At 33.5% G+C, this 16763-nt stretch carries 14 protein-coding genes and 4 pseudogenes; 10 read left to right on the top strand and 8 right to left on the bottom strand.

What is annotated here, in order from left to right; genetic code table 11:
• Window positions 1-670: 670 nt before the first annotated feature.
• Together QLH32_RS01820 and QLH32_RS01815 are read left to right on the top strand one after the other, a co-directional pair.
• Window positions 671-1289: pseudogene (locus QLH32_RS01820) on the top strand (transposase); the annotation flags it as partial.
• Between the two features lie 71 nt (window positions 1290-1360).
• Window positions 1361-2508, top strand: a protein-coding gene (locus QLH32_RS01815) for an IS3 family transposase (RefSeq protein ID WP_283267805.1) whose coding sequence is annotated in 2 segments (ribosomal slippage) — window positions 1361-1598 and window positions 1598-2508 — 1149 coding nt in all. Because the reading frame shifts where the segments join, the coding sequence is not laid out codon by codon here.
• Window positions 2509-3005: 497 nt separating this feature from the next.
• On the opposite strand, the pseudogene QLH32_RS01810 reads toward QLH32_RS01815, so the two are convergent.
• Window positions 3006-3187: pseudogene (locus tag QLH32_RS01810) on the bottom strand (IS3 family transposase); the annotation flags it as partial.
• Between the two features lie 430 nt (window positions 3188-3617).
• Here QLH32_RS01810 and QLH32_RS01805 point away from each other — a divergent pair.
• The 7 genes and pseudogenes from QLH32_RS01805 to QLH32_RS01775 form a co-directional block, all read left to right on the top strand.
• Window positions 3618-4768 (top strand): IS3 family transposase gene (locus QLH32_RS01805; protein WP_432442295.1). Its coding sequence is split into 2 segments (ribosomal slippage): window positions 3618-3858 and window positions 3858-4768, totalling 1152 coding nucleotides; the frame shifts between segments, so codons are not numbered across the junction.
• Window positions 4759-5673, top strand: coding sequence for a CBASS oligonucleotide cyclase (locus QLH32_RS01800; protein ID WP_283267802.1), 915 nt, complete (start codon window positions 4759-4761; stop codon window positions 5671-5673). Before QLH32_RS01805 ends, QLH32_RS01800 begins: the two co-directional genes overlap by 10 nt.
• 3 nt (window positions 5674-5676) lie before the next feature.
• The gene (locus QLH32_RS01795; RefSeq protein WP_198080452.1) at window positions 5677-6174 is read left to right on the top strand and encodes an HORMA-1 domain-containing protein; all 498 of its coding nucleotides are present in this window, start codon (window positions 5677-5679) and stop codon (window positions 6172-6174) included.
• The gene (locus QLH32_RS01790; protein ID WP_198080451.1) at window positions 6171-7067 is read left to right on the top strand and encodes an AAA family ATPase; all 897 of its coding nucleotides are present in this window, start codon (window positions 6171-6173) and stop codon (window positions 7065-7067) included. The genes QLH32_RS01795 and QLH32_RS01790 overlap by 4 nt, the downstream gene beginning before the upstream one ends.
• Window positions 7068-7093: 26 nt before the next feature.
• Window positions 7094-7642: a 3'-5' exonuclease gene (locus QLH32_RS01785; RefSeq protein WP_198080450.1), complete on the top strand. Its 549-nt coding sequence runs from the start codon at window positions 7094-7096 to the stop codon at window positions 7640-7642.
• A 45-nt stretch (window positions 7643-7687) separates the two neighbouring features.
• The gene (locus QLH32_RS01780) at window positions 7688-8167 is read left to right on the top strand and encodes a RipA family octameric membrane protein (RefSeq protein ID WP_283267800.1); all 480 of its coding nucleotides are present in this window, start codon (window positions 7688-7690) and stop codon (window positions 8165-8167) included.
• Window positions 8168-8223: 56 nt separating this feature from the next.
• Window positions 8224-8496, top strand: a pseudogene (locus QLH32_RS01775) (excinuclease ABC subunit A); the annotation flags it as partial.
• 32 nt (window positions 8497-8528) lie between these two features.
• Here the strand turns inward: QLH32_RS01775 and QLH32_RS01770 are convergent.
• The 7 genes and pseudogenes from QLH32_RS01770 to QLH32_RS01745 all read right to left on the bottom strand — a co-directional run bounded on the left by QLH32_RS01770 (window position 8529) and on the right by QLH32_RS01745 (window position 15836).
• Window positions 8529-9761 (bottom strand): hypothetical protein, encoded by a 1233-nt coding sequence (locus tag QLH32_RS01770; RefSeq protein WP_283267799.1) that lies wholly within the window; start codon window positions 9759-9761, stop codon window positions 8529-8531.
• Between the two features lie 48 nt (window positions 9762-9809).
• Window positions 9810-10760, bottom strand: coding sequence for a TniB family NTP-binding protein (locus QLH32_RS01765; RefSeq protein WP_099948695.1), 951 nt, complete (start codon window positions 10758-10760; stop codon window positions 9810-9812).
• Window positions 10753-11943, bottom strand: coding sequence for a TnsB C-terminal domain-containing protein (locus QLH32_RS19880; protein ID WP_404490738.1), 1191 nt, complete (start codon window positions 11941-11943; stop codon window positions 10753-10755). Before QLH32_RS19880 ends, QLH32_RS01765 begins: the two co-directional genes overlap by 8 nt.
• A gap of 129 nt (window positions 11944-12072) precedes the next feature.
• Window positions 12073-12666, bottom strand: a pseudogene (locus QLH32_RS01760) (transposase); the annotation flags it as partial.
• Window positions 12663-13373 carry a hypothetical protein gene (locus QLH32_RS19795; RefSeq protein ID WP_336153404.1) on the bottom strand — a complete coding sequence of 237 codons (711 nt, stop codon included), beginning with the start codon at window positions 13371-13373 and terminating at the stop codon, window positions 12663-12665. The gene QLH32_RS19795 and the pseudogene QLH32_RS01760, both read right to left, overlap by 4 nt.
• A gap of 223 nt (window positions 13374-13596) precedes the next feature.
• Window positions 13597-13776, bottom strand: coding sequence for a DNA-binding protein (locus QLH32_RS01750; RefSeq protein ID WP_283267798.1), 180 nt, complete (start codon window positions 13774-13776; stop codon window positions 13597-13599).
• A gap of 1052 nt (window positions 13777-14828) precedes the next feature.
• A complete protein-coding gene (locus QLH32_RS01745; RefSeq protein ID WP_283269265.1) occupies window positions 14829-15836 on the bottom strand; it encodes an AraC family transcriptional regulator in 1008 nt (335 codons plus the stop codon).
• Window positions 15837-15967: 131 nt separating this feature from the next.
• Here QLH32_RS01745 and QLH32_RS01740 point away from each other — a divergent pair, with 131 nt between their 5' ends.
• The gene (locus QLH32_RS01740; protein WP_283267796.1) at window positions 15968-16669 is read left to right on the top strand and encodes an NAD(P)H-dependent oxidoreductase; all 702 of its coding nucleotides are present in this window, start codon (window positions 15968-15970) and stop codon (window positions 16667-16669) included.
• Window positions 16670-16763 lie beyond the last annotated feature (94 nt).

Here is a 16763-nt window from a genome sequence, read left to right as displayed (position 1 = left end):
AAATTTAGAAAATGGTAAAACAACATGCTTTATGAAGAACTAGCAAAAATAGAATTTTCAAAACAACAATACATTTTTAAATTATTAACTGGAAAATTACTCCTAACAGCTATGGCAGTCCAAAAGGATAGTTAGAAACACTACACATTTGGACAAATATTTAGGTTTATCTAGTAGCCCCTAAATTTATAAATTCTATCTGTACGTCATAGCATCATTTTCATTAGGGTAAACCATGATTGAAGGGCTAAGTGCAAAATTCCCATAACTAGGGATTACCATTTGATTGTTAGTAAAATTATTTAATTTATAACCAATATAAGTTGCTGTACTATCTTCTCTCATTAGGGCCATTACTTTACAACCAAATTTTGTACATCTAACTAACTGAAGATAGCCACCTATTGTAAGAAAATATGTTCATGAATTACTTGAGCTAAAGTATATAAGGGTGCTCGTCTCTTTAATAAATCACTGTCTATATTTTCTTTAAAGTTTTCAATTTGGGTTTCGATTTCGTCTTTTCTGTCGCCTATTATTAAATACTCTTTATTACTAAAATCATGAAGTGTGCAAGTGATTTTCGTATCATTTGGTGTGGTAATCCCCCCTAAAAATAATAGGATCTAAAAGTAGAATTTTCTCTTAAGATACGAGCAGGAGATTCTGCATGAAAACATCTAAATTTACTGACAGTCAGATCATGTCCATCTTGAAACAGGCAGAATCTGGCACACCTGTAGCGACCCTTTGCCGTAAACACGGCATGAGTAATGCTACCTTTTATAAATGGCGTGCCAAATATGGTGGTATGGATACATCATTAATGGCTCGACTGAAAGAGCTAGAAGCCGAAAATACCAGACTTAAAAAGATGTATGCGGAAGAGCGATTAAAGGCCGAAATCATCCAGGAAGCGATGGCAAAAAAGTGGTAAAGCCATCTTGCCGGCGTAAGATGGCACAACAGGCAGTTGCCTAGCATGCCATTAGTATTCGTTTGGCTTGTAAAGCATTTGGCATTAGTGAAACCTGCTACCGCTATCAAGCCAAACTCAGCGATGACAAGCCATTGAAGCAGGGTTCTCATTGCCCACAATCAGGGTTATTCGTACGTTGAATCAATTGCTGGAGTGGAGAGAAAAACCGTTAGTGATCCGATGCGATAATGGTCCCGAATTTATCAGTCACGAATTTGTGCGCTGGGCTACTGAGCACGGTATTCGTATTGAATATATTCAACCGGGTAAGCCACAGCAGAATGCGTATATTGAACGCTATAATCGGACTGATCCTAGCCAAGATACTGGACAATCGGTCCCTCTAAAGATAGTTTAATTTTAATCTTTGGAGATGTAAAAATGGCTAAACGCTTTAGTCCGGAATTTAAACAACAAGCGATTGATTACGCCTTAGCGAACTCAAGTGAATCGATAGCCGCACTAGCCAATAAACTTGGTATCGGTTACTCAACACTAGATAAATGGATTCGTCAATCTAGCGAAGCAGGCTCCAGTAAACGTCAATTAACACCTGAGCAGCAGCGCATTCTAGACCTTGAAAAAGAGAATAAGCGACTCCGTGAGGCGAATGAGATACTAAAAAAAGCGCATGTGTACTTTCTCACCGAGGATGCCAAGAGAAGTACACGTTAATCAAAGGAATAGCGCCTGAAATGGTTACTGTTGCTTCAGCTTGTGATTGCATTGGTGTGAGTCGATCGGGCTATTATGCGTGGTTGAAACGAACACCTAGATGCGAGAAGCAACTCAATGATTTACAGTTACTTTATTGGCAGCATCACGCACGTCTAGGTGCCCCATCATTGGTCCATGATATGCGTGATAAGGGCTATTGTTTGAGTGAAAGAACGGTAGGTAGAATGTTACGTACTCTGGGGTTGCGCAGTAAAATATCCCGTAAATTCAAGTATAAAATTGACCCAGCAGATCGCTTATCAGCAGCACCAAATTTATTGGACCGTCAGTTTAAAGTATCGAGACCAAATAAGGTATGGACTACCGATATCACCTATATTTGGACTCAGCATGGCTGGCTATATTTATGCGTCATGTTGGATCTATTTAGTCGCCGCATCGTTGGTTGGCAGACTAGCAAACATATTGATCGTCACTTAGTCTGTGATGCGTTTAATTATGCGATGGCGCGTCAAGGTTATCCTCGTGGAGTAATGGTTCATTCTGATCAAGGCAGCCAGTACGGCAGTCATGACTACAGAGACTTGTTAGCTGCCAATAGAGCCATTCAAAGTATGTCACGACGAGGCAACTGTTGGGATAATACCGTCACTGAAAGCTTCTTTCACACATTAAAAGTACATATCGTGCATGGCAGTGTATTTAAAACGCGAAAAGAGGCAAATAAGGACTTGTTCGAATATATTGAGGTTTATTACAATCGAATCAGACGACATTCTGCAAATGGCTGGGTTAGTCCCGAAGCTTTTGAAAAAGAATATTTGAAAAATTTAGAGGGAACCGCTGTCTAATTATTTGGCTAGGATCATTGGATATCACTAGAAGCTGTATTGAATGTGTTTATAAAATAAGAAATCCATTCTGAATCATAGTTCACATGATTATGTCAATTTGATTAGACCGAATATTTAAAGGTGTGGTTGGGAAATTTATTGATTTATTTTATTGTTTTTTTACTAAAGAAGAAAAATTCATTTTAGACCCATCCATAAAATCAAAATAAGCCAATCGATTGGATTAATTGGGTCTAATGGGAAAAATCAACCACTTAGAATAAATTCGTTTATTCCAAACTGATCGTCCAGATTTTAGTGTTGCTAAAATTGACTAAATCGCTGGATAAAATTAATATGGGCTCGCTGGTCTACATTGCCAGTCGGTTTTAGCAGACCGTATTCATCTAGAACATGACATTTATATTTTTGAATATAAATTGAGTGTGGGAATCCTCTCATATCCCTTTTTTTCTATGGTAGGATGATCTCCCCCCATAAAGTTATACAGTGAATTAAGTGATTTTTAGAAACTGATTTCTATACTGTACAGGAGACAATCCCTGTAACTTAACCTTGATTCTCTCATTATTATAATAGTGAATATACTCTTGTACACTTTTCTCAAACTCATCAACTAACTGAAACTTTTCACCGTGAAAGCCTCCGATTTCAATATTTCAAAGAAGCTTTCAATTGTTAATTTAAAGTTAAGAGTATTTGCCATAGTTATGTTATTTGGTTTTTTAGTTATTTAGAGAAATGACATAGTTTTTTAACGCTACAGAATTTTTCAAATGTGAGTTGAAAATTTTCACTGACATTTGAAAGCCTAGGGCATGTTTTTCATTTCACAGAACGCAGCAAATCAGTCTGCATTTTGTCCAATAAAACAGTAAATCGGTCATTAAATATTCCATATGAAGAATTTAAATAGTTATTTTTTGAGTTTTTCTACTTAATTTACATCTAGCTATCTTCATAAAAGTAGACTATCACACTTCTAATCTACTACAGCCCCAAAATAAATTCTTCTTCCTTATGACACATTAGTATAACTAAATGAATAGCCACTAATTTTGTAGACACCTTTTAGTTAGATAAAATGGCTAATAAACGAGGTGCTTATGAGCAGTAGCAAACGATACCCTGAAGAATTCAAAATTGAAGCAGTAAAACAAGTGACTGAGAAAGGTCATAGTGTGGCTGAAGTTGCCTCACGTTTAGGTACAACCACGCATAGCCTATATGCTTGGATTAAGCGTTATGATCCGCAGCAGCCTAATATCACAGAATCTAATGATCCAAGTGTAGAACTAGCAAAGCTAAAAAAAGAACTGCAACGAGTTACCGAAGAAAGGGACATTCTAAAAAAGGCCGCGGTGTACTTCGCAAGCCAGTCCAAATGAGGTACGCCTTTATTCAGGACAACCAGCGTATCTGGTCGATCCGTCGCTTATGTTCAACTTTAGATGTCCATCACAGCGGCTATTACGCTTGGTTGAAGCGTCCCTATAGTAAGACTTCTAAGAGACAGGAACAGCTTGTAGGTCTCATTAAACAGTTTTGGTTGGAATCTGGTGGAGTTTATGGTTATCGTAAGATTTACTGTGATTTGAAAGATGTTGGTGAAAGTTGCGGAATTAATCGAGTACACCGACTCATGAAAGCGAATGGCCTAAAATCACAGCGTGGTTATCGTAAACCTAGAGTTCATGCAGGTATTCCATCTGTCGTTGCTGCAAATACGTTAGATCGGCAGTTTAACCCAGCTCATCCCAACCGTTTATGGGTTACTGATATTACTTATATTCGTACTCATGAGGGATGGTTATATCTTGCGGTAGTGATTGATTTATTCTCACGCCTTGTGGTTGGCTGGTCTATGAAATCAAGAATGACTACAGAACTAGTTTTAGATGCATTATTGATGGCTTTGTGGCGAAGAAAACCAGAGAACAAAGTGCTGATTCATTCTGATCAAGGTAGCCAATACACTAGCTATGAATGGCGGACATTTCTCGAACAACATAATCTTGAAAGCAGTATGAGCAGACGAGGAAATTGTCATGATAATGCTGTTGCCGAGAGCTTCTTTCAACTACTAAAGCGAGAGAAGATCAAGAAGAAAATTTATTCATCTAGAGCTGAAGCACGATCCGATATCTTTGAATATATTGAGATGTTCTATAATTCAAAACGAAGACATGGTTCTAATGGTCAACGTTCTCCATTAGATTATGAAAAGACCCATCAAAAGATGGTTATATGTGTCTAGAATTTTGGTGGCTATTCAATAAGCGTAAAGAATATCATGCGCAAGTAGATAATTTAATATCAGAATTACGTAAACATATTACCGAAAATTCTGACTTAAAAATAGCAAAAGTTGTTAAGGCTGGTTCCTTTGCTAAGTATACAATTTTAAAGAAAACAGTGGATGACCCAATAGATGTCGATGTTGTTTTCTATATAAGTGATAAAAATGTTGATGACACCACATTAGATAATCTTAATGATTTAATTTTCAAATTGCTCACAAAAATTTATCCAACTAAAGCAGTTGAAGATTTCGAGATTCAACGTAGAGCAGCCACTGTAACTTTTGCTAAAAGTGGTTTAAGCGTTGATGTCGTCCCTGTAATTCAAGATGCTCAAGAACCAAATCATGGTTGGCAATATGATCTAAAAACTAAAGAGAAAAATCTAACATGTGCTCCTTGTCATATTCAATTTATACGTGAAAGAAAAAATTCAGATAAGCATTACCGTACTTTAGTTCGTATGGCAAAACGATGGAAAAATTTTGCCTGCCCTCCAGGTCTCAAATCTTTTCATCTAGAGTTGATAATAGCTTATTTACAAGATCGTGATGGGCCAACACAGAATATTGAACAACGTTTTAGAGAGTTCTTAGGGTTCATAGCACAAAGCGAATTAAATGAGCGAATTGATTTCCCTGAGAACTCAGCTAAGGGACAGAAATATTTTTCTGATCCTGTGGTTATTATTGATCCTGCGAATCATGAAAATAATGTAGCCTCCCGAATAACATCGGAAGAGAAAAAACAAATCGTCAGAATAGCCTTACAAGCATGGGAAACTGCTAACTATGCATCAGTAGAGGATGATAATGACATTTGGAAAGAAATTTTTGGTAATAAATTTAAAATTAAGGATTAAAGCATGAGTTCATCATACTCTAGTACTTATTCGAGTACTTATACCGTAGCTGATGTTGAAAAAGTCGTACGAAGTATTAAAGCAGATTTAATTATGATCGCTAGTAGTACAAGGGCGATGACTGAAGATAAAGCTAAACAATATGCTCATGATATTGAGTTATTAGCAAAAAATAACTACTTATCTCAAGTTGATGTAACCTTAATGTCTTCTAATGGTTCAGAAAAAAAAGCTGTTCAATACGTATTTCAAACTGAAGATGCATCTGGAACAGAAAGACCCGGTGGAGTGATGTGGCCTCACACACCAGACGGATGGGTACGAATAATATTGTCATATACTGATTCTTACTTTAAAGAATCAGCTAATGTTTCTAAATTATCATTTGAAATAAATTGGGTATCAACTACAGCAAGTACCACTCATAGTAACCTAACAGGATCTGGAAATCGGGGTTATAGCAGCAATGGTTTTGGGGCAAATAGGAGCGATTACTCATGAGTAATTCAACAGTTTTTGAAGTTAAAGCAGATTTACCAATTAAGCAACTTGATGATTTAGGCAATAGTTTATTAGGTTTTGAGGCGAGATATTTACGTATCAAGAAACAAGTTCAACTTTTGCTCCAAGCTGATGAGTTAGAACATTGGAGTAAAGAAAAACATGGAAAAAAACTAGCGGTTATTGATTTACTTGCTGATCAGTATCCTTTAGCCATTTTTTATGGTGATGTTGGTACAGGTAAAACTGCAAATGCCGAAGCTATTGCTAACAGATTAGCTCGTGATGCAAAAATTGAAGATGCTTTGCTATTTAAGCTAAGTAATAAAGTTAGAGGAACTGGGAAGGTTGGTGAAATGGGTACCCTTATTTCACAAGCATTTGATGAAATAACTAGGTCAATTGGAAGTGGAAATGGTCGAGCTTTTCTTATTATTGATGAGGGGGATTCTCTTGGGGCATCACGGAGTCAAGAGCACAGTCATCATGAAGATAAGGTAGGTGTTAATACCTTAATTCAAGCAATTGATGATTTAAGAAAACATGGAGGACGTATTTTTGCGATTTTATGTACAAATAGATTAGCTGCTTTAGATGCTGCTGTTTTACGTAGAGCTGCTATTGTTGAAGAGTTTACTCGTCCATCAAATCAAGAGCGCCATGAACTTTTTAGTAAAGATCTATTTGATGTAGAGTTTTCAGGAGATGATATTGCTGAATTAGTAAATGCTACTGCTCCTCAGGGAGAAGAACCAGGTTGGACTTATTCAGACATTCGGACTCGTTTGTATCCAACAGCAGTTTCCTTAGCCTTTCCTGATTCAAAATTAACAATTGCACATTTTCATCAAGCGCTGAGCAAACTTAAGCCTTCACCAATAATGGTGGGATAAAGAATTATAATTGGAAGGAGCATAAAATGAGCAAGAAAGAAATTTATATTTCTGTTGATATTGAAACAGCAGGTCCAATTGTTGGTGAACATAGTATGCTCACTATAGGAGCATGTTTGGTATATCAACCTGAGGTTGAGTTTACAATAATGCTCCAACCAATTAGTGATAAAGCAATTGAAGAAGCCTTAAAAGTTTCGGGTATAACTTTAGAGCAAGCATGTAAAGATGGACTTCCTCCAACTGAGGCAATGTCTAATTTTGAAAATTGGATTATTAAAAATATCCCTGAAGATTCTACACCAGTATTTGTAGGGCTTAATGCACCATTTGATTGGTCTTTTATTAATTATTATTTCTTAAAATATCTTAATAGGAATCCATTTGGTATTACAGCCATAGATATAAAAGCTCTTTTCATGGGCGCTACCAAATGTTGTTGGTATGACACAAAGTCAAGTTCAATAGATAGATATGTACAGCCTAGTTTGAAAGGTGACCATGATGCTTTACATGATGCTCAATACCAAGCTGAATTGTTCAGATTAGTTTATTCAATAAAATTAGACTCTTAGTTAATTAATCTGTTTATAATATGCTTCTTTTCTGGTACAAATAATATGACCAACAAAATCAACTCTGAACAAGCTGTTGAACATGCATGGAAATACTTTGAATTGCACTCAAATCAAAGAATTACAATGTTTAATTATTACCTTTTTATTATGGCTGGATTAGGTACAGCTATAGGTGTAATTTTACAGACATCTAAAAATTTTGCTTATGTCGGAATTTTTCTAAGTATATTGTCGATTGTTGTTTCAATTATATTTTGGAAGCTAGACCAACGTACATCATTCCTAATAAAACAGTCTGAGTCTGTTTTTAAAAAGTTAGAAAGAAACTCTGCGATTGATATTGGAATTTTTTGTAATGAAGAAGCTAATCTTGAAAGAGATAATAAAGATAAGCTTTTCTTCAATAAAATTATTACTTATGGCTTTATTTTTAGAACAATTTTCTTCATTACGGGCATGATAGGATGCCTTGGTGTGATCATTTTTCTATCAATAATTACTGGTCATATGAGTTTAAAGTAACTTACAAGCTTTAGCTAATCTAAAGAAAATTCCATATAAATAGGATCAGTGGCTATTCATGTCATGGTGCTCGATACAATAATGACACTCTGAAAATTCGCTGGAATGGACGTAATATTGCTGAAGTATTAGGAATGACTGTCAATGAAGCACGTGATTTTTTTGATGGAGAGATCTCGATTGCTCGTTCACTACAATTGTTAAAGGAAATTGGATTTGGTTATTTACGTTTAGGGCAACCAGCGACTGAACTATCTGGTGGTGAAACGCAACGTATTAAATTAGAAACTGAACTGCACCCCAATCAACGTGGAAGCACACTGTATATAGATTAGAGTTAGATAATATATATTCATGAATTCTAATAGTTTTTTTCAACTAAATTTAAATCTTTTTTTTTGATTTTAACTCCCATCAAAACTTCTTTATAATTAAAATTATATAAAAAAGTAGGTCCATAAAATATTTTATCAAGCAACTCCAATTGCTTGCTTGGTGGAAAATTATGAAGAAAAATAAATTCATCCTTAACATCTTCAAAGCTTAAATTTTTAGATAAACTTTTACAAAAATGAATAAAATCCTCTAATTTAATATTATTATCTTTATCATATTTTTCAAAATACTTATTAATTACCAAATCTGAAACATCATCAGTTGTGTTCAATATTTTTTTAATATTTAAATCAACTTCTCTTTGACCATAACTTCCATTGTAATAATTTAAAAATTTATATAACTCTTTATCGTAATTATTGGTAATATTGTCAACCAATTCAAATCCCACAATATTAGAAAGACTTTCTCTAATTTTCACACCAACTAAAGAAATACTATTTATCAATCCAACTATTCTAAACACTAATAAGAAAAATTCATATCTAACTGTTTTATAATTAGGGAATCTAATATCGGTTGTTATAAATAACTCTCTAAATTCTTTGATCACAAATGGATCTGGTTGTATTAAAAAATCAATAGACCTTTTTAATCCTTTATGTAAATTATTTAAACTATACTGCTCACTTCTGCTAGGTGATAAACCTTTTAAATTTAAAAAATCATTATAAATTACAAATATATCACTATGGCTTATTTTTTCACCATATTCAATAATATAATCACTAATATTTGAATAAACATAAGTCTTGCAGAATTTGCATATTTCAATTTTTTCGGCATCCCAATCTAACAATTTATTACAGTGGGGACACCTACTTATATATGGAATGGAATGAGTAGGACATATAACATTTTTTCTGTATCCATTAAGTGAAACATAATTTTGCTGCTTAATACAATATGGACAAATTAAGAGACAACTAACTATATAGAAATTATTTTGGTCAGTTAGACACAATTTATTTATATCATCTTCTACTAAATCTGTAAATTTGTAAAAAACTGACTTATCAAAATTCCCTTTGACTATATTGATAATATTTATCTTTTTTTCAAAAATTGTTTTTATGACAGAATTTAGTGAAGGATAAGCATTAGCCATTTTTATACGGTTTAAAAAACTCAGAATAAATTCGTCTGCTTCTGGTATAGGGATGACAAGAAATTTTCGATTAAAATTTGGCTTATACAATACTTCTACTCCACATAATGAAAGTATGTTTTACGTATATAATCAGAACTAAATGTTTCTTATTTTTGAGGAAATACTAGTCATATCTAGACGAAATGGATTTGATTTAGTTTTACTTACATAGGAAGTAATACCGTCATCCCATGCTTTAATAAACTCTTCAATCGTTATTGTATAGTTATCTTTTTTCATCACTTGAAAAAGACAATTTTCTAAAAGAAGCATTAGGTAGGCATGGTGACCATTTGTAGCTATATAAATCTGTAAAGCTAATAGTTGACTTGTTAAAGAAGGTTCAAATTTAATATGTAAATATTTTTCGATATTTAATGAAATCTGATGAAGGAAAGAATGTAATGTCCCTGGTTCATCTATTTTTGTAACTCTAAGCTGATTCAGCTTAAAGGTTTGTGAGAATCTTCGGGCAAGCTGACTGTCAATCTTCAATAACGACTCAAACTCAGGTAGACCCACTAGGCAAAAGCAAATACCAGTTTCATTCACCAAGGTTTTTATCCAATTACATACCACTGTATTCATTCGTTTGGTCGAAGTTTGAAGATCAAACAAATGATGAAATTCATCCATAAATATCAGCCTTGTTTCACATACTTTTAACAGTGCTACAAGTTTGTGATTCATCTGCGCTGTGCTCCCTGAAAAAGGAGCAGGATCATGCAAAGCATTTAACATACAACTTGCAACAGATTTCACAGTAGCTGGTGAGGGTACTTCTATATAAAACACAGGGACTATGGACTTCTTAAATCCCTCCTCAATCCGATAAGTAGGGGGATGCTTTTTCACAATAGTTTGGCAGAGAGTTGTTTTTCCTAAGCCACCTTTTGCTAATAATAAGCAACCAAATGGCTGAGCGTATGTTTTATTTTTTTCTGCACAAAGCAAAATCCCTTTATAAGCTGTATTAAATTCAGATGAAACTATAACTAGTTGCATGATTTTATTAATTTTATCTAAAATAACTTGATCACTATTCATTATCAAACTCCCAAGTTGAAAAATCTGAATAGTTATCTATTTCATCGAATAGATTATCTGAAACTAAGTCTGCTGTGTGTGCTGTCATAAGCGGTAAGTTACTGAAACTAAATACTTCTTCTTTAACTAGATTAAATTCTATTGGGTCATCCAAAAGATTTTTTAAATGATTTGGCAATTCAATCTTAAGTTGTTTCGCTTTTTTATTTAATTTAACATCCGATTGAATACGCTGATGTAAAGCCCATCGTGCAAAATCGGTTACATGTTCACCTAATTTTTCTTTATCTGCTTTTGATATTTTCTTTTTTTCTTCGAGAACTAACTCATGTTCATACAATGTCAACTCTCTTGTATAGCTTGGATCAGTTGAATCAGCTCGAATATAATTACTACTATCTAATGGATCTTGAAAATAAATATATTCTAGATTTGATTCATCCACCATAAGGATAACTTCATGTATCCCTTGAGCTGACAATGTTGCGAGTACGTGAGATTTATAAGTTAAATACAGAAATTTAACCTGACCATGATTTATATTTCTTTTAAAAGTTTTCCTTGTAAGGACATCAATCTGAGATTTTGAGAGCAGAATAGGGGGGCTTATTTTAACTGCATCTTTCCATGCAAGTATGGGGGCTCGACTTATACTTGAGTGTATACTTTTATGATAAATTTCGTCGATCCATTCTGTTAGATAGGATCTTAAATTGGCTAAAGTAATGCTAGCATTTTTTTTTGGATCATAATCAGCTTTTTCTCGAGGATTTGAGAATGTAGTACCCTTTATTTTTTGAATCAGATTATGAGTTATTGTCCCAAAAAAACGTTCAATTTTAGCTTTATCATCCGGGGTTCTATTTTGAGCTGGTTGGATAGTAATACCTAATTCACAGCATATTTTGCTCATTGTATTGTTTTTAAATTCCACCCCATTATCAGGGATAATCAAACTGGGAATTCCACCAGGAAGACCCTGATGCGGTCTGTCTAACATATCTTTAATGGTTGCAAGAGTACTTGAAGCATTAACTGGTAACATACTTAGATACCATCCAACAATACAACGAGTAAAGATATCAATAGCGCAAGTTAGAAAAGGACGCCCCATAACTTCTTTTGATTCTTCATCGATAATAAATATATCTAAATAATGAGTATCAATTTCGACTATTGCCATTACAAATTGGCTTTCTTTTTTTATTCCAGCAGCTTTAAATGTTGTATTTGCAATTCTTGTCCCTTTTTTTGCACGTAGTACGAGATAAGGATCCAACTGCTTAATTCTTCGTTGGATAGTACGTAATGATGGACATTGATTAACGTTTATATCTTGCTCAAGCATTTTTGCTTTGATAAATGCAACAACATCAATGCTGCTTCGACGTTCTTTCGGCTCTAAATAGCACTCTTTAATTGCAAGAGTTATAATTTGTTCAATGTCAATATTGAAGCGAAGAAATTTATTTCCTACCTTGAATTTATTTAAAGCATAGAGATCTTTATCATTATCTAAATAAAGTTTTATCCATCTCATGACGGAACGGGATGAAGGGGGAGAATGGTCCTTTATTCGTTTTGAAACATCCATAATTGTCTTATAAACATTAGAATGTGAATAGGGATGACTAACTGAATTTAACACAGTTTTAATATATTCTTGTTTTCTCAATAGATCCCTAGTTTTTTCCATACTTAATAATGAGACAGATAAATCTCCATTTAATGTGATTTCACCTGAGTGATATTTTTCAGTAAATTTTTCGACACTAATTGAGTAGTTTTTTCCTCCAGCGATTGCTGAGTAACGTACTATTCCTTGACTTGTCCAACTGACTTCATAAGGTGTTCCAGTTAGTAAAAATCTTAATCCTATCTTTGGAATTAACAACTGTGAGTTCATAGTAGCCCCCGAGATCTGACTACTTCTACTAGAGCTGCAATGTATACTGGCATAGGAATATATTTATAAAATATTAAGTAATATGCTATATCAACAGGCAAGCTATTGTTTTCAAGTATTTTTTGAATTTCAGTGAATAATAAGCGACCATGAGTAGGAATGACTTTTATTGCTTTATCTATCTGCTGATCTGTCCACGATTGTATTCCTAAGCGTTGATAAAAATATAATAATGCATTTTGGTTAAATCCCAGCACAACATCATTTTTATCGACTATCTTATATTGTATGTCATGGTAATTTATTATTTTTTTAATTCGATGGTGTTTCTTAGCTTTTTTTTCTGTCAAATTAATTTTATCTACTTTTACTTCATGGACTTCAACACGGCCATCAGAGTATTTAACTAAAAAGTCAGGATAATTTGATTCACATTGACTTAATTGGATTTTTAATGCTTGTGTCCGATAAGAAACAACAGAAAGATCTCTCTCTAATTCAATTGCATATGCTAATTCCAAATTACTTTCAACAGGTATCATTCCAGCATTTTTCTTACTAGGAAATAACGAGGTACGTTTACCAACGCTACCTTGATGAATTTTCCTGATGCCGCGCAAGACACCAGCAATATCAGAGCCACGATTAAAAGCTAGTTCGATCTGCTCATGAAGATTTGAGTTTGGATCATCTTTATATTTTTTCATGTTTAGTACCTTCCTTAACTCGTTTGAAAAAAACAGCAGGGCTGCTATTCAGAAACGAGTCTATTTATTCACTTTGTAAAAAACAAAATGTAGGGCTTGACGAATTGCCCAATACAGAAGATACTTTGGTTAAGAGGTTTCAATATTTCTGTATTGGAATCAAACGACTTATGTTTGCAGACATAAGTCGTTTTCTTTTATATAAACCTATAAGAATAAATTTCTATTGCTTTATACCTAACTTCACTGCGATTAGATGGCTTTTTCCTCTTTGTGGAATGCGTGTGTGATTCAATATTTGGTAGACCAATTGAGCAGGGAAATTATTTTCCCTTGACCATTCCGCAATTGATATACCAGAACTATTAAATTCTTCTTTTACTTGCTGGATACTTTTACTCATCTCGAAAGCTCCTAAATTTTTTATAAAAATATAGTAATTTTATAAAAACTACAATTTTCTATATTTCTTGTTTAAGACCAAAATTTTCTATAAAAAATCAAAAAATAGAGTCAGAATTATACATAAGATTTTGTTTTTATTAACTAAATATGTAAGTTTGAAAGTCATATTCTTTAATATCTAGTCTAAAAATGTATGTAAGAGTTTAAGAGCTAAGTTTAATTTTTTAAAATACTTATTATCAATTTATAGCTAGGGTTTTAACTAAGATTAATTTACTAAGACTTTTATATACTTAATAAAGGTGGAGTAGTTTAAATAGATTTTTAATTAAAACCTAACGATACTTTTAAAGCTTCATGAATATATTTTAATAAGCATAGGAAAAAGGGATAAATGTATTTTAAGGAATTGAAATATTTTATTACATTTTCGTGAAAATTCTTTTTAAAAACATCAAATATTCAGAAGCTTTATTAAGAAAACAGTAGCCAAGTAGTATTTCATCAGAGTAATTGAAATTCTTTATTCTACTAAACGAGCTGCGTAAACTTCACAATGGTATAGATGCTGACGATAGATCATTGAAGCTTGATAAGCGTAAATATATTCGAAAGACAAAAAGGGTCATTCTAGAGCTAAAGAATTGCTAGGGACTTCAGGTAGGACAGTATGAAAAATAGGAAAAAGTTGGGCCTAAAAAGTTTCAAGAGTCAGGTCAATGAAGTACATGCATGTGTAACGATATTAAATAAGCTCATCAAATTAGGTAAACCTTGTAATACCCAAGTTGTAATTTAAATTTGAATGCTTGCAAAACATAGACATATGAATGACGTAACATCTGTCGCAAATGACAACTTATATGTCGCGTGACGTTAGTCTAAAAAACACGTCAATAATTCAAATTATTTATTTAACATAATATACATTATGCGAAATAAATTAATTTTAATAAACTGATATCTAAATAATTTTTAAAACATAAAATTTTAAATCCTTATATAAATAACTTTCTATTTCACATGAATTTATTTGATTTCTACCCCAAGCTATTTCAAAGATGCTTCTCTATAAAATTTTGGCGTAACACTTGTCCATTTTTTAAAAGCACGTGAAAAATGAGAAATGTCTGCATAACCTAAACGTTCGGAAATTTCTTTAATTGATAACTGATTTTCTCTTAAAAGGTTTTCTGCTTGCTGTCTGCGAATTTCGCCAATGATGTTTTGAAAAGATGTTTGTTCATTAGTAAGTTGGCGCTGCAATGTCCTTTCTGATGTATGTAGTTTTTGTGCTATCTGTTTTAGTGTTAAAGAACCAATATTCTCTTCATTACATGCCAATTGTTTAACCTGTGAATAAATAGAATTTATTTTTCCCTGTTTTAAAGAAAGTTTTTCAATGTCTCGTTTACACTGCTCCTGAATGAGCCGTAGAACCATTGAATCTGCTGTTTCCAAAGGAAAATCTAGTAGCTTTCTATCAAAAATCAGGCAATCATAGCTTTTATTAAAACTACAGTTTAGTAAATGATTATTTTCATAAAAAGTCGGTGCTGGCTGTTTAAACTCTATATGAATATTAAGATCAGTTTTGGCCAAATCTTTTAAGATATTGGAAAAACCTAACACTAGAAACATAACCCCATGATTATTAAATTTAAATTTCTGTAAAGGCTGATAAAAATATAAATATGCCTTATCGCCAATTATGTTTAATTTAGGTTTAAAAACCAGACAATGTAGACCAATATATTGTTCTAATATTTTTATTGCCTGCCCTAAATTCTCCGCAGCTTTCGCGGCAACACCAATATGTCCATAACATGAGACTTTCATCTCTTGGGATAAATATAAGCTAATCGCTGGCTCATGCGTCAGCAAAATCGCCCTTTCCAATAAGTAATTAAAAATGTTGAAATCTATGTACCAAAATGGCGCTTCTAAATGATGAGTGGAAATACCTGTTCCAGCCAATAATTGTTCTGCCGAAACATTCCATTGCTGCAACGTTTGCACCAAAAGATTGACATAGGTACCTGGTAGTTCAGGACTCATCGTAGTTTCTTGAAAATCCATCATATTGGCGTAAAATGGTAAAGACTGGCGGTTCATGAACTATGCCATGTTTGCCATTTCCTGCATAGTAAGTTATCTGAGAAATTTATTATGCTACAGGTGATTAATTTATGAATATTCTGATCGTTCATGCACATCCAGAAGCACAATCTTTTACTACAGCATTAAAAAGCACAGCACAACAGAGCTTTGAGCAGCAAGGACATCAGGTTGAGATTTCTGATCTTTATATGATGAAATTTAATCCTGTAGCCTCACAGGATGATTTTACTGAATTGAATCAACCTGAATATTTTAATTACGCACTTGAGCAGCGTAACGCCTTAAAACAGAATCATTTAGCTGCGGACATTGAAATCGAAATTGAAAAAGTGAAACGAGCTGATCTGGTGATCTTCACCTTTCCATTATACTGGACTTCTGTTCCTGCAATATTGAAAGGCTGGATTGACCGTGTGTTTGTCTCTGGACTTTTCTATGGTGGAAAGCGTTTTTATAATCATGGCGGCATGGCTGGTAAAAAGGCAATGCTGTGTTTTACATTGGGCGGTCGTGATTATATGTTTGGTGAAAATTCCATTCATGGACCGATTGAACAGTATTTATCTCCAATTCAACGCGGAACGCTGGCCTATGCAGGTTTTGAGGTATTGCCACCTTTTATTGCCTACCATGTGCCCTATATCAGCCAGAAAGATCGACAAGATATTCTTGTGGATTTTGAAAAATATCTGAAGCATCTTGATGAATTGCAACCTTTAAAATTTCCTGTTCTAGAAAATTTTGATGAAAAAATGCAACCATTAAATTGATCAAAATATAAAAACCAGGCAGCTATTTAGTATTAACTAAATAACCTGAATCACGGATAAGCCATAGACTTGAAAAAGAGAAGGACTAGAGCCA

The organism is Acinetobacter corruptisaponis (assembly GCF_030053775.1).
Lineage (GTDB): Bacteria > Pseudomonadota > Gammaproteobacteria > Pseudomonadales > Moraxellaceae > Acinetobacter > Acinetobacter corruptisaponis.
The sequence above is the reverse complement of the archived record's forward strand: the minus strand, read 5'-3'. Positions and strand labels throughout refer to the sequence as shown.

Bases quoted from the DNA above. Each gene is read 5' to 3' on its own strand.
- QLH32_RS01790 (WP_198080451.1), top strand. From the start codon at position 6,171: ATGAGTAATTCAACAGTTTTTGAAGTTAAAGCAGATTTACCAATTAAG.
- QLH32_RS01750 (WP_283267798.1), bottom strand. From the start codon at position 13,776: ATGAGTAAAAGTATCCAGCAAGTAAAAGAAGAATTTAATAGTTCTGGT.
- QLH32_RS01740 (WP_283267796.1), top strand. From the start codon at position 15,968: ATGAATATTCTGATCGTTCATGCACATCCAGAAGCACAATCTTTTACT.
- QLH32_RS01765 (WP_099948695.1), bottom strand. From the start codon at position 10,760: ATGAATAGTGATCAAGTTATTTTAGATAAAATTAATAAAATCATGCAA.
- QLH32_RS19795 (WP_336153404.1), bottom strand. From the start codon at position 13,373: ATGAAAAAATATAAAGATGATCCAAACTCAAATCTTCATGAGCAGATC.
- QLH32_RS01795 (WP_198080452.1), top strand. From the start codon at position 5,677: ATGAGTTCATCATACTCTAGTACTTATTCGAGTACTTATACCGTAGCT.
- QLH32_RS19880 (WP_404490738.1), bottom strand. From the start codon at position 11,943: ATGGCAATAGTCGAAATTGATACTCATTATTTAGATATATTTATTATC.
- QLH32_RS01745 (WP_283269265.1), bottom strand. From the start codon at position 15,836: ATGAGTCCTGAACTACCAGGTACCTATGTCAATCTTTTGGTGCAAACG.
- QLH32_RS01800 (WP_283267802.1), top strand. From the start codon at position 4,759: ATGTGTCTAGAATTTTGGTGGCTATTCAATAAGCGTAAAGAATATCAT.
- QLH32_RS01785 (WP_198080450.1), top strand. From the start codon at position 7,094: ATGAGCAAGAAAGAAATTTATATTTCTGTTGATATTGAAACAGCAGGT.
- QLH32_RS01780 (WP_283267800.1), top strand. From the start codon at position 7,688: ATGACCAACAAAATCAACTCTGAACAAGCTGTTGAACATGCATGGAAA.